Source organism: Nitrosospira sp. NRS527 (genome assembly GCF_018406445.1).
Taxonomy (GTDB): Bacteria; Pseudomonadota; Gammaproteobacteria; order Burkholderiales; family Nitrosomonadaceae; genus Nitrosospira; species Nitrosospira briensis.
Genome location: NZ_AP024515.1, coordinates 2,246,623 through 2,260,918, shown reverse-complemented (window position 1 = coordinate 2,260,918; position 14,296 = coordinate 2,246,623). Strand labels below are relative to the sequence as shown.

Here is a 14,296-nt window from a genome sequence, read left to right as displayed (position 1 = left end):
CACGTTTAATTCAAGAAGCTCATCACCGACATTCGGCAGGTTCAACAGGAATCCATTACTCTTGCCATTCAGAAGCTTGCGGAAAAACCGATCTGGCCCCAGCGCCCCGGCATGGGATACCCCGGACGATAGGCGTAACGGGTATCCAGAAGATTTTCCATTGCCACGAAAATTTCGCCTCTTTTGCCAAGCTGCGGCAACTGGTAAGAGACGCGGGCATTCATGATCGCAAATGAATGAACGCTCTCGCTGTTGACAGCTCCCGCCGCACGCGGCCGATTGAGCGCCAGTACGCTTGATTGGTACTGGGTATCGACCGTCAGGCGAATGGGCCCCATTTGCCCACTCAAGCCCGCCGTGACGGCTCTCTTTGGCGTATACGGCAAATTATCGATGCTGGGATCAAGCAATGTCATTCCGCCAAAAACCGTCCAGTTGGGCGTAATGTTTTGTCGAATCGCAACTTCAGTGCCGCGTATGGTATAGGTGCCCAGATTCAGAAACTGGGGCGGCGGCGGAACGTTGGGCGGGAAGCCGAAGATGTAGCGATTTTTTACCTGATCGGCAAATACGCTGACATCAATCTGTGTTGTTTCGAAAGGATTCAGCTTGAAGCCGACTTCGGCGTGATCGAGCTCTTCCGCGGCAAGTTGTCTCCAGCTTTGCCCCAGTGCGGGTATCACGGAGGAAAGTACGGGGGCCTCCAATCCCGGGTAATTGATGCCGCGCGATACATTGCCGAAGAGGGTGATCCAGTCTGATATCAGAGAGAGACCCGCATGTGGCGACGTCTTTGTCCGGAACATATTGTGGTCATAGACCCGGATGCCAACCGCCGGCACAAGCGACCAGCCTTTACCCAGCTCGATCGTTTGGCTCAATGCTATGTAAGGGGACGTGATGCGGAAAGTAGGTGCATTAAAACTATCCTGCGGCGCCGGGGCTACTCTATTGAATCGCGCATTGCCCGAAACCCAGTCGCTGTCCAGTCCGGCAACAATGGCGCTGCCCTTCCATAGAGAGAATTGCTCCTTCCAGCGCACGCCTATTGTTTCAAAATTGGTGAGCGTATCCCCATCCAGGCCGGACTGATGCAGCCAGTTACCTTCCCCCTTGCTGTAATAAAAACGTAGATCGCCGCGCCAGTCATTGTGACGATGCGATATAAAAGCGGAGACCAATCCTGCCTGGGTGTTGTATTGCGGCGCCACGGCGGGTCTCGGCAACCGGTCATCGCCTGGATCGCGCGCGGTATTGGTGACAAAAAGAAAGCTTGTGCCAACCGACCAGTTTGCCCCGAGCCACATGCCGATGCGGCCCATCACATTATTCAGTTCGCCGCTCGCATTGAGTCGCTGGCCATCCGACTGGGCGTGGCCTTGCGCCAGCATGAAATCCACATCACCTTTGCGGCCAACCAGATCTGCTTGCTCGATAAAGGTGTTGAAATAGCCTCCGGAAATCCTTGCGCCTGCCTGTATGCCATCCTCGGTTGCGCGCTTGGTTTCCAGATTGATCGACGCAAAGTTATTACCGTTGATTTGAGGTTGGGGGCTTTTGTAGACGGTAATGGATTGCATGCCATTGACCGGCAATAGATCGAGCAATGGATGGTTCCAGACGCCCATGTAAAATGGAACGCCGTCAATGTAAGTCTTGATTTCACTGCCGGGTCGGCTGACACCCATTCCGCGTATAAAGACCGCGCCGCCTTGATCGCCACCAAAAGCACCCACCGGGTTGTACCGTGTTATTTGCACCCCTGGGGTGCGGCGCAGCGCGGCCGCGAGATCGAACGCATTCTGATCGCGAAGCTGGCTTTCGGTGACCACCGCGGATGTGCTTGAAAACGGATCGATGCGCACGCGATCAATGATTGGATTGGACGTCACAACGACGGGAGTCAGCGCGGTAGTTGAGGATTGCGTCGTAGTCTGTGCCATCGTAAACCCTGAAAAAACTGTTGTTACGAACGTTATGGTCAATGCAATATTTCTCATTCTCATTTTTATTCTTTTTCTTGAATGGTTGCGTCAAAGGACGCAGCCGGCTAATGTCACTACCATATCCTGTAATGACTCATAGTATGTCGGCGTCATCAATTGGAATGTGCTTTTCGCAGTGCCAGAAAAACAGCTTACGGCGGCGAGGCCGAGAAGCGCCATATGCCGGGCTGATCCCAGCCTCCCTAAGCGCTACCGCAAAACGCTCATGTGCGTGCTGATGGGAAATGTAAAACAAATTTATGAAATTAGGAATGTGGCATATTGTCGCATGTGGCATATTGCCGCACTCGCTGGCGACATGCGTTCTAGTGTTATGCTTTACTCAAAAATTTCAAATAGGTACTACCGGGAATAGCCGTGGCCAAGAGTGACTTTATGAGTTTGGGATGCCCTGGCAGCCTCTCGGACTTGAAGAGTCGCAGCGAAAAAGTGACTGGGTGAGGATATGAACCGGCCAGACGCTTTTGCAGCCGATTTCCTTTAAGTCCGAGAGGCTGCTAGAAGCAGGGGAGTGCGATCCCGCTTGGGAATGAATCAGCGGACTGGGTCAGTGGGCCGAATTTTTGGGATTTTTGTGAATCAGCCGGAGTGAAGCGATGTTCGCCACGGCGTTACTAAAAATCATATGGCATAATGGACGCGCTCGGGTATCCTATGCGACCTATGATTCCGCTCGAGCGTATGACCTTCGATCTCGAAACTTGATCTTTTTCTTTATTGCCAGCCGCAGCGCTATTTTATTTTCATTCCCGGCCGTGCGCCTTCATCGGGAGAGAGAAGATAAGGCCCATCGCCATCACCCGCGGCCAGCACCATTCCTTCGGATATGCCGAATTTCATCTTGCGTGGCGCAAGGTTGGCTACCATGACGGTCAGGCGGCCGGTGAGCTGTTCAGGATCATAGGCGGATTTTATTCCTGCGAAAACGGTACGCTGTTCCGCTCCGATATCCAGCGTGAGCTTCAATAGTTTATCCGCGCCTTCTACGTGTTCGGCATTGATAATTTTCGCCACCCTGAGGTCGATCTTGCCGAAATCATCAATTGTAATCGATGCCGCTACGGTGCTTTTGATACCCGTTCCATCCGTTGCAGGGATGGAGTGAGCGACTGGGCTTTTTTTCACCGCTTGCACAGTTTGTGTGGTTTGTGGTGGCTGTACTGTTGGCTTCAGGCTTTCTTTATTGGCATCGATAAGCATCTCGATCTGTTTGACGTCGAGGCGAGTCATCAGATGTTTGTAGTCGTTGATCCGGTGCCCGTCCGCTAACAGTCTGTTCTGCGAATTTGCATCCTTCCAGATGAGAGGGTTTACCCCCAGAAATTGCTCCGCTTGTGCGGCAAGTTTCGGCAGGACCGGTTTCAGGTAAACGGTGAGAATGCGGAACATGTTCAACGCAACACTGCACACCTCATGCAATTCCCGGTCGTTTTCATCATTTTTTGCCAGAAGCCATGGCTTCGTTCGATCCACGTATTGATTGGCAACGTCCGCTGCCAGCATTATTTCCTTTATGGCTTTGCCGAATTCCCTGCGATCATAAAAATTCGCAATGGAGGTATGACGCCCTAGGAACGTATCCCCTTCGCCAAGCTGGCAGAAAAGAAACTGATTGAACCATTTTCGGTTCGCTTCGGAGATAGTGTGCGTAAGCCTCCCGTCGAATTTCCTGGTGATAAATCCGGCGCATCTACTGGCTATATTGATGTATTTGCCTACCAGGTCGCTGTTGACCCGCGCGATGAAATCATCGAAATTGAGATCGATATCTTCCATACTGTCGTTGAGCTTGGCGGCGTAATAATAGCGTAGCCATTCTGGATTCAAGTCCTGTTTGAGATAGCTGTCCGCAGTAATGAACGTCCCACGCGACTTCGACATTTTTTGCCCGTTAACGGTAAGGAATCCATGAGCATAGATCTGGGTTGGCGTGCGATAGCCCGAGAATTCCAGCATCGCGGGCCAAAACAGCGCGTGAAAGTAGAGAATATCCTTACCGATAAAATGCACCATTTCGGTGTTGCCGCCGGGCCGAAGAAATTCATCGATCTCGGCTTGAGATTTTTGCTTCTGTTTGAAGTAATTTTCGAAGCTGCCGAAGTAGCCGACGGGTGCATCCAGCCAGACATAGAAAAATTTCTTGCCGGCGGTACCGGGTATCGGAAAGCCGAAATAGGGCGCATCACGGGAAATATCCCAGTCCGTCAAGCCCGCTGAAAGCCATTCATTCATCTTGTTGGCAGCTTCGGGTTGGAGTCGTGGCTTCATTTCGGGGTTGGCGCCGGACTGGCTCGAAAATGATTCAAAAACCCAACCATTGAGGAAAGCCTTGCAACGGGGATCCGAAAGCTTGAAGAAGTGATGTTTGGAAGCGCGGCGTTCCGGTTTTGCTCCCGAAACGGCGGAGTAAGGATCGATCAAATCAGTTGGCGAATATGTGGCCCCGCATGCCTCGCACGAATCGCCGTATTGCTCCTTGGCATGGCAATTCGGGCATTCTCCCTTGATATACCGGTCCGGTAAAAACATCCGCTTCACCGGATCATAAAACTGCTCGACGGAGCGCTTGACGATCAGATCCTTTGCTTCGAGCTGACGATAGATATCCTCGCAAAATGCCTGGTTCTCGGGCGCATCCGTGGTGTAATAATTGTCAAAATCAATATGAAAGCCATCAAAATCGGCCTTATGCTCTTGCCATACGCGGTCTATCAACTGCTTGGGCGTAATGCCTTCCTGTTCGGCGCGCAGCATGATCGGCGTGCCGTGAGTGTCGTCGGCACACACATAATGTACCTCATGGCCTTGCATTTTCTGGAAACGGACCCAGATGTCTGTCTGAATGTATTCCACCAGATGCCCGAGATGGATGCTGCCGTTAGCGTAGGGTAGCGCTGAAGTAACCAGAATTTTTCGCTTGTTCATCAATTGCCTATAGAGATTGCACCAAACGTGATTGTAACAAACTGTAAGCCCGGCAACCTGTTGAACTGAAGGAAACAGTTGTTTATTGACCAGGGCGGAGTGAGCCCTGTTTTCTTCAAGCCATAAGAATTGGTTCCGGTCGGTTCTGCATGACGGGTGGACGCTTTATCTTCATCTCGGCAGACTCTCGACCTGGATATTTGTTAATATTCGAAGTCATCATTTGTGCCGCAGATAAAGGAGTATGCAGACGTGCCTATCACGGAACAGCAAATACAGTCTGTCCTCAGGGAAATTATCGACCTCAGCACGGGTAAGGATTACGTAACCGGCAATGAAGCACGTAATCTCAAAATAGAGGGCGATAACGTCTCGCTTGATATCGTGCTGGGTTACCCGGCAAAAAGCGTGGTGGAAAGTATACGCAAGCAGACGGTTGACAAGCTCAAAAGTATTCCCGGTATTGGTAACGTGCATGTCGACGTCACGAGCAAGATCGTAGCTCATAGCGTGCAGCGTGGCGTAAAGCTCATTCCGGGGGTCAAGAATATCATCGCGGTAGCGTCCGGAAAGGGTGGGGTGGGCAAGTCCGCCACGGCGGTCAATCTGGCACTGGCGCTTGCCGCGGAGGGCGCTTCCGTCGGCATCCTCGACGCCGACATTTACGGCCCTTCGCAGCCCCAGATGCTGGGTATTGCCGGCCGTCCCGAATCCCTTGACGGCAAGACCATGGAACCGATGAAGGCACATGGCATTCAGGCCATATCAATCGGTTTTTTGATTGACGTGGAAACGCCGATGGTATGGCGCGGACCGATGGTTACGCAAGCATTGCAGCAGTTGTTGAGCGATACCCGGTGGAAAGATGTAGATTATCTTATCGTGGACATGCCGCCGGGAACCGGCGACATCCAGTTGACGCTTGCGCAGAAAGTACCGGTTACGGGCGCCGTCATCGTTACCACCCCTCAGGACATTGCACTGCTCGATGCACGCAAAGGACTGAAGATGTTTCAGAAAGTGGGTATTCCCATCATCGGAATTGTCGAGAATATGAGCACTCACATCTGCTCACAATGCGGTCACGAGGAGCATATTTTCGGCGCCGGTGGTGGGGAGAAAATGTGCAAGGATTATGAGGTCGAATTCCTTGGGTCCTTGCCGCTCGACATAAAAATCCGCAAACATACCGACTCCGGTATGCCGACGGTTGTCGCGGATCCAGGCGGGAAAATAGCGGGGACTTATCGCAGCATTGCGCGTCGCATCGCAGTCAAGGTCGATGAATTATCGCTGGATCATTCAGCGCTGTTTGCGAAGATCGTAATCGAGGATACTTGATTTCCCCAGGAAAACAAACGAATGGATGAGGGCGCGCGCGTCTGCGTACGCTCATCCCATTCACGACTGACATACTCCCGGCATTCTCTTCTTCTTTTTAAAAATGACCATAAAGTCGGATAAGTGGATTCGCCGCATGGCGGCGGAACACCGCATGATCGAGCCCTTCGAGCCCAATCAGGTCAAGCACGCCAATGGCCACCGGATCGTTTCATACGGGACATCGAGTTACGGCTACGATATTCGTTGCTCGGATGAATTCAAGCTGTTTACCAATATAAACTCCGTTATTGTCGACCCCAAGAATTTTGATTCGAATTCCTTTGTCGACGTGAAGGGCGACGTTTGCCTTATCCCGCCCAATTCCTTTGCACTCGCGCGCACCGTCGAGTATTTCCGCATCCCGCGCAATGTGCTTACCATCTGCCTCGGCAAATCCACCTATGCGCGTTGCGGCATTATTGTCAACGTCACCCCATTTGAGCCGGAGTGGGAAGGTTATGTCACACTGGAATTTTCCAACACGACACCGCTTCCCGCAAAGATTTATGCGAATGAAGGAGTAGCTCAGGTGATCTTCTTCGAGTCCGATGAAGTATGCGAGGTTTCGTATAAAGACCGGGGTGGAAAATATCAGGGGCAGCACGGTGTGACGCTACCGAAAATCTGATTTTTTTCAGCAATGGCCGCACCTCGGCCAATTGTCCGATGCCTGTAATAAATGCAGCAAGGCTCGATCAACTCGCCTTGTGCCCGATGTGTGCCAAAAAAAATCGTAAGTCTTTGTTGTAAATAAATATTTAACCCTGATGTGGCTTGTGGATTCTCTCCTGGCGTCGTCAATTATGACGAGTTGCCAAGGTGGTTTTTTTGCAACCGTTCCAGATGGGTATATGATTTTTTTTCGAGCCGAAAAAAACGCTTGATTCCAGCGGAATGAAGTTTATAATCCGCTTTTTTACGAATGTGTAATCAGGAATAGGAGGTCATCATGAAAAGCAAAGCAAACTACTTCGTCCCGGCTGACCTGGTAAATATTCATACTCCCGTCACGTAGCGTCTTTAAAGAAGGAAGACTCTCATGCAAATGCGTACCACGGCCCTACGGCGCAAAGTAGATGCCGAAGAAATATTCGACACCCATCCCGAAGTCAAACTGGATTTTGAACATGTCCAGGCAGCCTTGAAAAAAGGCTACAGCAAGCCGTTTCTGCTGGTTGACAGCCATATTGTCCGCACTAAAGCCCGCCGATTCAAAGCTGCCATGCCACAGGTGCAGCCGCACTATGCGGTGAAGGCGAATCCGGATCCACGCGTACTCAGCGCCCTGATCGAAGAAGGCGTCGGGTTTGAAATCGCCTCTATCTCGGAACTGGATCTTTTGCTCAGCCTGGGCGTTCCCGCTGCGGAAATTTATTACAGTAATCCGATGAAGTCGCGCGCTTATCTGGAATATGCGGCATCAAAAGGTGTGGAATGGTATGTGCTGGATAGTGTCGAGGAACTACGCAAGATTGTGAGCGTCAAGCCTGACGCGAAGATGTATCTGCGCATAGACACGCCGAACATCGGCAGCGATTGGCCACTGGCCGGCAAATTCGGTACGCACGCCGCCGAGATCAAGGGCATCATCAATGAAGCGGTAAAACTCAAGGCCGATCTTGCGGGCGTGACTTTCCATGTCGGTTCACAATGCCGTAATCCGCAGAATTGGCGAGTGGGCATCGAGCGGGCCAAAAAGGTTTTTGCGGACATGCGCCGGGTTGGCTTATCGCCCCGCTTACTCAATATCGGCGGCGGCTATCCCGTTCGTCATATCAAGCCCATCCCGTCAATAGAGATAATAGGTGACGTGGTGAATGCGGCCATCGCGGATCTGCCGAAAGAAATTCGTATCATGGCCGAGCCGGGGCGCTATCTGGTATCCGATGCAGCTTATTTTGTTTGCCGCGTGGTAGGCACAGCTACTCGCAATGGTAAGCGCTGGATGTATTGGGACGCGGGTATGTTTGGCGGCGTGATCGAAGTCACCGAAGGTCTACGCTATGAAATTCTTTCCGACCGCAGCGGGCACGACATTCCATGGTGCGTCGCCGGGCCGACCTGCGATTCGGTGGATATTCTGATGCGCGATGAAATGCTGCCGGAAGATATCCAGGAAGGGGATTTTATCTACATTCCCAATGCCGGTGCTTACACTACCGCCTACGCCAGCAATTTCAATGGTTTTCCACTACCGGATGTGGTTGTTCTCTAACTGCTGATTGTAGGGTACACAATGGCGGGACCCAACGAGTGGGTCCCGCCATTGTTTTTAAGCATCATCCAGTATAACCGCCGGGCAAAGTTCCTTTGCCTGTTTTTCGGTCAAATACCACAAAATGGTATTCCAGGCCGTTGTCATCCCAGCGGTGTTTTTCCCGAGACGTTTCCTTCCATTCTTCGTGATTGAATTCAGGAAATAGCACGTCTCCATCGAAATTCCTCTGAATTTCAGTAACATACAATCGGTCGCACAGCGGCAACATTTGCTGGAATATTTCGGCCCCGCCGATGACAAAGCTTTCCGTATCACGCGTCGCTACGGGCTTAGCTTCGTTTCCTTTGTCATCGTGGCAGGCTGTCAACGCTTCAGCTATTGAATGCACGACGATAGCGCCCTGAACTTCGTATCCAGTTTGGCTTGTAACAATAATACAGGTACGCCCGGGCAGAGGTCTGCCGATGGATTCATAGGTTTTGCGCCCCATGATAATGGGATGCCCCATGGTAAGCGTCTTGAAGCGCTTCAGATCGGGCGGCAACCGCCACGGCATTTCGTTGTTTTTGCCGATGACTCGGTTTTGTGCCGTTGCCACCAAAGCGGAGAGTCGAACGCTCATATCGCGACTGGCGCCCTGATGGCCGGATGAGGATCATAACCTTCCAGCATAAAATCCTCATACCTGAAATCAAAAATGCTGTTGACCGCCGGATTCAATTTCATCATGGGCAGAGGCCTCGGCTTCCGGTTTAATTGTTCCCGGGCTTGCGTCAAATGGTTGAGGTAAAGGTGCGCATCCCCCAAGGTGTGCACGAAATCACCGGGTTTTAGATTGCAGACTTGCGCTACCATCAAGGTCAGCAGGGCGTACGACGCAATATTGAATGGCACACCCAGGAAGATATCGGCGCTACGCTGATAGAGCTGGCAGGAGAGCATGCCGTCAACCACGTAGAACTGAAACAAGGCGTGGCACGGCGCCAATTTCATCCGGGATAGCTCACCCACGTTCCAGGAAGAAACAAGCATGCGCCGCGAATCGGGGGTACGCCTGATCTGCTCGATTACCTGCATGAACTGATCGATATGGCCTCCCCCCTCTACCGGCCAGGATCGCCACTGACGGCCGTATATCGGGCCCAGATCGCCATTCTCGTCAGCCCACTCGTTCCAGATGGAAACGCCGTTGTCGTTGAGGTACCTGATGTTGGTATCGCCGCGCAAAAACCACAACAGTTCATAAATGATGGACTTCAAATGACATTTCTTGGTCGTCACCAGCGGCAAGCCTTCCGATAACGCAAAGCGCATCTGGTGCCCAAATACGGAAAGTGTGCCCGTACCCGTGCGATCCGATTTCTTGTGTCCGTGCTCGAGCACGTGCTGCATGAGTTCAAGATATTGGCGCATTACGGGCAAACGATAGAACGGTGGGAATGATAGGAGAAAGTCCGGATCAACGGAACCTGCATAGAGAATTCAAGAGAATTCCCTGTATTATAATAGCATTCATACCTAGCAGCCTGTCGGACTTGAAGAATCGCAGCGAAAAAGTGACTGGGTGAGGGCAGATTTTGGGGATTTTGAAGACCAATAGTTATTCTATTGATCGAAAAAGCAGCGAAATATGAACTAGCCAGACGCTTTTGCAGCCGATTTCCTTCGAGTCCGACAGGCTGCTGCTAGTATCGCTTACAACTTATTTCGAGGACAGCCAATGCTTGCATCATTGACACAAAACGCTTCATCCATAAGCTCGTCTACCAAGGCAACGCATATTCTGGTCGTACTGCCGCAGTCCGCCCCATCGGATAAGCTTCAGAATAAGCCTGATTTTTTGGGGAAAAACGTACTGGAAACCTTATTATCACGTCGAAAAATACAGTTGGGGGAGATCACGGGTAATCCAGTAGCGGCCAATATCGAGAGCGGTTCTTTATGCGTTTGGGTGGCGGTGGATTTGAGCAAATCTGTATTCGAGCAGCAAACATCCATACGCAAAGCCGTGCAATTGTTGCTGGAGGAAACCCCTGCGGAAATAAATCTTGCGGTCTATGGCGATGATGGCCAAAGGCGCGCTTTCGCGCACCTGGCGATATATGCGGCATGGATTAATGGCCCGGTGCTGCCCTCCCGGAAAACAGACAAAAAAAACACGCGGCGGCGGCCGCTCGCCCGAATTGTCGTGCACGGCCACAAGGAAGCGGACAGCTTTGCGCTATTAGCCGCCAAAGCGGAAGGTAATCTGCTTACGCGTGAACTTACGATACTGCCACCCAACGAATTAACGCCGGAGCTCTATCGCAGGCATGTCAAGAAGCTCGCTGGCACCGAAGGCTGGAAGTATCAGGAATTCGATGTCAAGGCGCTGCGTAAAATGGGTGCCGGGGCGTTTGTTGCCGTGGCGCAGGGTAGCGATCCCGAAGATGCCGCCATCGTGCATTTGCAACGACGCGTGAAGAAGGCGAACAAAACCGTGGCGCTGGTAGGAAAAGGCATCTGCTTTGATACCGGTGGCCATAATTTGAAGCCGGCCCGCCACATGCACGGCATGCATGAGGATATGAACGGTTCGGCAGTTGCGTTGGGGATTTTATTGGCTGCAACTCGCGCCAATCTGTTGGTGAATATCGATTGCTGGCTCGCCATTGCTCAAAATCACATCAGCCCGCATGCCTACAAACAGAACGACGTCATAACGACCCTGAATGGGACCACTGTCGAGATTATCCATACCGACGCAGAAGGACGGCTGGTACTGGCGGACACGCTGACTCTGGCGGCAAGACAGAAGCCTGATGTGATGATCGATTTTGCGACACTGACCGGGAGCATGCACGTCGCACTCGGATCGCATTATAGTGGCGTTTTCAGTAATCGGGAGGATCTGGTACAGAAAGCATTAACCGCCGGAAAAGCGACGGGCGAGCGAATCTGGGCATTTCCGATGGATGCCGACTATGATGCGGAACTGGAAAGCAAAATTGCCGATATCAAGCAGTGCTCGTTGGAGGGCGAGGCCGATCATATTCTCGCCGCCCGCTTCCTCAACCGGTTCGTGGACGATGTACCCTGGCTGCACATGGATCTGTCCGCCAGCAATAGCAAAAGTGGATTGGGCGCCGTAGGAAGCGACGTCACCGGCTTTGGGGTGGCATGGGGGGTCGAGATGCTTGGAAATCCCTGAACAGGTTCTCCAGTAAACTCCTGGAGCGCGTTCACAGGTAGATCAATGCATCTCTGGCTGAATCTGCTGGCTGTTCAAACAATCTGCAGCACTATCTTGCCGTGGGTATGCCCCGCTTCAATGCGCCGGTGTGCTTCCGCGGCCTGGTCCAGCGGCAACACCTGATCAACATGAACCTTGAGCAGGCCTTGCTCGATCAGTTTTGCGCCGCGCTCGAGTATGCGAGTCTGCGCGACACGTGCCGGGTGCAGGCCGAAGTAGAGCGGGGTGGTTATCTGTACGTAACCGATGCTCAGGTTGCGTAGCCGTGCGATATTGGTGTGTGCGATGTCGCAAGTAGTCGAGAGCAGTGTTACTACGCTGCCGTACACGCGGGCTGCGGCGAACGATTTGCAAAAGGTTTCGCCACCCACCGTATCCAATACCAGGCTCACGCCCAACCCATCCGTCCAGTTTAACGCCGCTTCACCAAAATCCTGCCGGGTATAGTCTATTGGTAGATCGGCACCTAGCGATCGCACAAATTCGGCCTTCTGCGGACTTGAAATGGTAGTGGCAACACGTGCGTTAAAGAGGTGAGCTAACTGTATCGCAATATGGCCGACGCCGCCCGCACCCGCATGAATCAGTACTGACTGGTGTTCCTTCAAATCGCCGCGGCCTATCAATGCTTCCCACGCCGTAATCAGTGCCACCGGTACAGCAGCAGCTTCCAGCATGGTCAGATTCTCCGGTTTCAATGCGAGATAATCTTCCTGCACAACCGTGTATTCGGCATAGGTTCCCGGTGCACCGCCCAGGCCGTTGTGAAAAAAAAACACTTCATCCCCCGGGCGCACGCGACTGACTGAGCTACCTACCGCTTCCACCACCCCTGCGCCATCGCAGCCCAGAATCGAAGGCAGTTTATCCGGGTAATAAATGTTGAGCTTGCGCACCTTGGCGTCTATCGGGTTTACGCTCGCAGCGTGCAATTTTACCAACACGCTAGATGTATCGGTGAGTGTGGGTATGGGTATATCGGCCGATATCAGCACATCCGGTGCACCCGGCGCACTCATCAGCACGGCCCTCATGTTTTTCCTCTTTTCCTGGTCCAGGCATAGCGGATAAATCGTTGCCACCGGGTGAGCGATTGCGCGGATTTATCCTGAGCAATTTCTCGTTGATCACGAGTTGTGCTTAGCTTTACCTGTGTATGAATCTGGCGCAAGGTCAAACCACCAGGGCCTGTTATCTTGTCGGGATCAGGTTTTTCCATGATCGAATTATGCGGGTGAAAATGGCGAAATACGAGGGATATGTTAAACTCGAAGCATCGATCTGGCGAGAAAATAAAATGTCCGGCAATACCCTTGGCAAGCTTTTTTGCGTTACTTCTTTTGGCGAATCGCATGGTCCCGCGATAGGTTGCGTCGTCGATGGCTGCCCGCCAGGGATGGAGTTATCCGCCGAGCATATCCAGCAGGATCTGGACCGGCGCAAGCCCGGTACCTCGCGCCACGTGACCCAGCGGCGGGAATCGGACACAGTCGAGATTCTCTCCGGGGTGTTCGAGGGCAAGACCACGGGTACCCCGATTGCGTTGCTGATTCGAAACGAGGACCAGCGCAGCAAGGATTACAGCAAAATCATGGATACCTTTCGGCCAGGGCATGCGGACTACGTTTATTGGCAAAAATACGGGATACGCGATTACCGAGGCGGTGGACGCGCCTCTGCCCGCGAAACTGCGGTAAGGGTTGCGGCAGGGGCGATTGCAAGGAAATGGCTGTACACGAGATATGGCACGGTAATACGCGGATTCATGGCGCAGTTGGGCCCCCTGGAAATTCCGTTCAAACGATGGGATGAGGTTGGGCAAAATCCATTTTTTGCCGCTGATCCCGATCGGGTACCCAGCCTGGAAGAATTCATGGATAAGCTGCGCAAATCCGGCGACTCCGTCGGTGCGAAGATCTGTGTCGTGGCGGAGGGCGTGCCGGTAGGCTGGGGAGAGCCAGTATATGATCGCCTGGATGCGGAAATCGCTTACGCCATGATGAGCATCAATGCGGTAAAAGGTGTCGAAATCGGCGCCGGGTTTGCCTCCGTGGCCCAGAGGGGAACCGAACACTCCGACGAGATTACTCCCGGCGGATTTTTGAGCAACAATTCGGGCGGTATAGTGGGCGGGATTTCTACCGGTCAGGAAATCGTTGTGAATATCGCTGTCAAGCCGACCTCCAGCATCCGCCTGGGACGACGCTCGGTGGATAAGGCCGGGAATCCGGCCCTGGTGGAAACTCATGGCAGGCACGACCCCTGTGTAGGTATTCGTGCCACACCCATCGCGGAGGCAATGCTGGCACTGGTGCTGATGGATCACGCCTTGCGCCATCGCGCGCAAAATGCGGATGTAACGTGCGAAACGCCAAAAATTCCCGGTAAAATCGATCTTGAAGAAGCCAGTGCAGCCAACGCCGAGTTAAGACCGGAATTGACGGAAAACCCCGACCCTGAAGAAGCCTGAGATGGGTTACGCGGGTCCGCTGTTTCTCTTCATCGCCCCACGATCCAGCAATAATCCTGTTT

11 protein-coding genes are annotated in these 14,296 nt (G+C 52.6%); 5 read left to right on the top strand and 6 right to left on the bottom strand.

The genetic code is table 11. The features are described from left to right. Positions 1-68: 68 nt before the first annotated feature. Together KJS40_RS10160 and metG are read right to left on the bottom strand one after the other, a co-directional pair. Positions 69-1,943 (bottom strand): TonB-dependent receptor plug domain-containing protein, encoded by a 1,875-nt coding sequence (locus KJS40_RS10160; RefSeq protein WP_244859539.1) that lies wholly within the window; start codon positions 1,941-1,943, stop codon positions 69-71. Positions 1,944-2,738: 795 nt separating this feature from the next. Then, positions 2,739-4,931 carry a methionine--tRNA ligase gene (gene metG, locus KJS40_RS10155; RefSeq protein ID WP_213537498.1) on the bottom strand — a complete coding sequence of 731 codons (2,193 nt, stop codon included), beginning with the start codon at positions 4,929-4,931 and terminating at the stop codon, positions 2,739-2,741. Positions 4,932-5,183: 252 nt separating this feature from the next. On the opposite strand from metG, the gene apbC reads away from it, so the two are divergent. The 3 genes from apbC to KJS40_RS10140 all read left to right on the top strand — a co-directional run bounded on the left by apbC (position 5,184) and on the right by KJS40_RS10140 (position 8,529). Further along, entirely contained in the window at positions 5,184-6,272 is a 1,089-nt protein-coding gene (gene apbC, locus KJS40_RS10150; RefSeq protein WP_213537492.1) for an iron-sulfur cluster carrier protein ApbC, read from the top strand. A gap of 103 nt (positions 6,273-6,375) precedes the next feature. Then, positions 6,376-6,942, top strand: a complete 567-nt coding sequence (gene dcd / locus KJS40_RS10145; protein ID WP_025041641.1) for a dCTP deaminase — start codon at positions 6,376-6,378, stop codon at positions 6,940-6,942. 411 nt (positions 6,943-7,353) lie between these two features. Further along, on the top strand, positions 7,354-8,529 hold the full coding sequence (locus tag KJS40_RS10140) for a type III PLP-dependent enzyme (RefSeq protein ID WP_213537491.1): 1,176 nt from the start codon (positions 7,354-7,356) through the stop codon (positions 8,527-8,529). A 64-nt stretch (positions 8,530-8,593) separates the two neighbouring features. On the opposite strand, the gene KJS40_RS10135 is transcribed toward KJS40_RS10140, so the two are convergent. Further along, the gene (locus KJS40_RS10135; protein ID WP_213537484.1) at positions 8,594-9,154 is read right to left on the bottom strand and encodes a dihydrofolate reductase; all 561 of its coding nucleotides are present in this window, start codon (positions 9,152-9,154) and stop codon (positions 8,594-8,596) included. Further along, positions 9,151-9,945: a thymidylate synthase gene (locus tag KJS40_RS10130; RefSeq protein WP_213537482.1), complete on the bottom strand. Its 795-nt coding sequence runs from the start codon at positions 9,943-9,945 to the stop codon at positions 9,151-9,153. Before KJS40_RS10130 ends, KJS40_RS10135 begins: the two co-directional genes overlap by 4 nt. Before the next feature lie 307 nt (positions 9,946-10,252). On the opposite strand from KJS40_RS10130, the gene KJS40_RS10125 reads away from it, so the two are divergent. After that, the gene (locus tag KJS40_RS10125; protein WP_213537480.1) at positions 10,253-11,722 is read left to right on the top strand and encodes a leucyl aminopeptidase family protein; all 1,470 of its coding nucleotides are present in this window, start codon (positions 10,253-10,255) and stop codon (positions 11,720-11,722) included. Positions 11,723-11,796: 74 nt separating this feature from the next. On the opposite strand, the gene KJS40_RS10120 is transcribed toward KJS40_RS10125, so the two are convergent. Together KJS40_RS10120 and KJS40_RS10115 are read right to left on the bottom strand one after the other, a co-directional pair. Next, positions 11,797-12,798 carry a zinc-dependent alcohol dehydrogenase family protein gene (locus KJS40_RS10120; protein ID WP_213537478.1) on the bottom strand — a complete coding sequence of 334 codons (1,002 nt, stop codon included), beginning with the start codon at positions 12,796-12,798 and terminating at the stop codon, positions 11,797-11,799. Then, positions 12,795-12,983, bottom strand: coding sequence for a hypothetical protein (locus tag KJS40_RS10115; protein WP_082204647.1), 189 nt, complete (start codon positions 12,981-12,983; stop codon positions 12,795-12,797). The genes KJS40_RS10120 and KJS40_RS10115 overlap by 4 nt, the downstream gene beginning before the upstream one ends. 78 nt (positions 12,984-13,061) lie before the next feature. On the opposite strand from KJS40_RS10115, the gene aroC reads away from it, so the two are divergent. Continuing rightward, on the top strand, positions 13,062-14,234 hold the full coding sequence (gene aroC / locus KJS40_RS10110; RefSeq protein ID WP_213537476.1) for a chorismate synthase: 1,173 nt from the start codon (positions 13,062-13,064) through the stop codon (positions 14,232-14,234). Positions 14,235-14,296 lie beyond the last annotated feature (62 nt).

Excerpts from the sequence above, each read along its gene's own strand:
- metG (WP_213537498.1), bottom strand. The coding sequence starts at position 4,931 with ATGAACAAGCGAAAAATTCTGGTTACTTCAGCGCTACCCTACGCTAAC.
- KJS40_RS10140 (WP_213537491.1), top strand. The coding sequence starts at position 7,354 with ATGCAAATGCGTACCACGGCCCTACGGCGCAAAGTAGATGCCGAAGAA.
- KJS40_RS10160 (WP_244859539.1), bottom strand. The coding sequence starts at position 1,943 with ATGGCACAGACTACGACGCAATCCTCAACTACCGCGCTGACTCCCGTC.
- KJS40_RS10115 (WP_082204647.1), bottom strand. The coding sequence starts at position 12,983 with ATGGAAAAACCTGATCCCGACAAGATAACAGGCCCTGGTGGTTTGACC.
- KJS40_RS10125 (WP_213537480.1), top strand. The coding sequence starts at position 10,253 with ATGCTTGCATCATTGACACAAAACGCTTCATCCATAAGCTCGTCTACC.
- KJS40_RS10135 (WP_213537484.1), bottom strand. The coding sequence starts at position 9,154 with ATGAGCGTTCGACTCTCCGCTTTGGTGGCAACGGCACAAAACCGAGTC.
- KJS40_RS10130 (WP_213537482.1), bottom strand. The coding sequence starts at position 9,945 with ATGCGCCAATATCTTGAACTCATGCAGCACGTGCTCGAGCACGGACAC.
- KJS40_RS10120 (WP_213537478.1), bottom strand. The coding sequence starts at position 12,798 with ATGAGGGCCGTGCTGATGAGTGCGCCGGGTGCACCGGATGTGCTGATA.
- dcd (WP_025041641.1), top strand. The coding sequence starts at position 6,376 with ATGACCATAAAGTCGGATAAGTGGATTCGCCGCATGGCGGCGGAACAC.
- aroC (WP_213537476.1), top strand. The coding sequence starts at position 13,062 with ATGTCCGGCAATACCCTTGGCAAGCTTTTTTGCGTTACTTCTTTTGGC.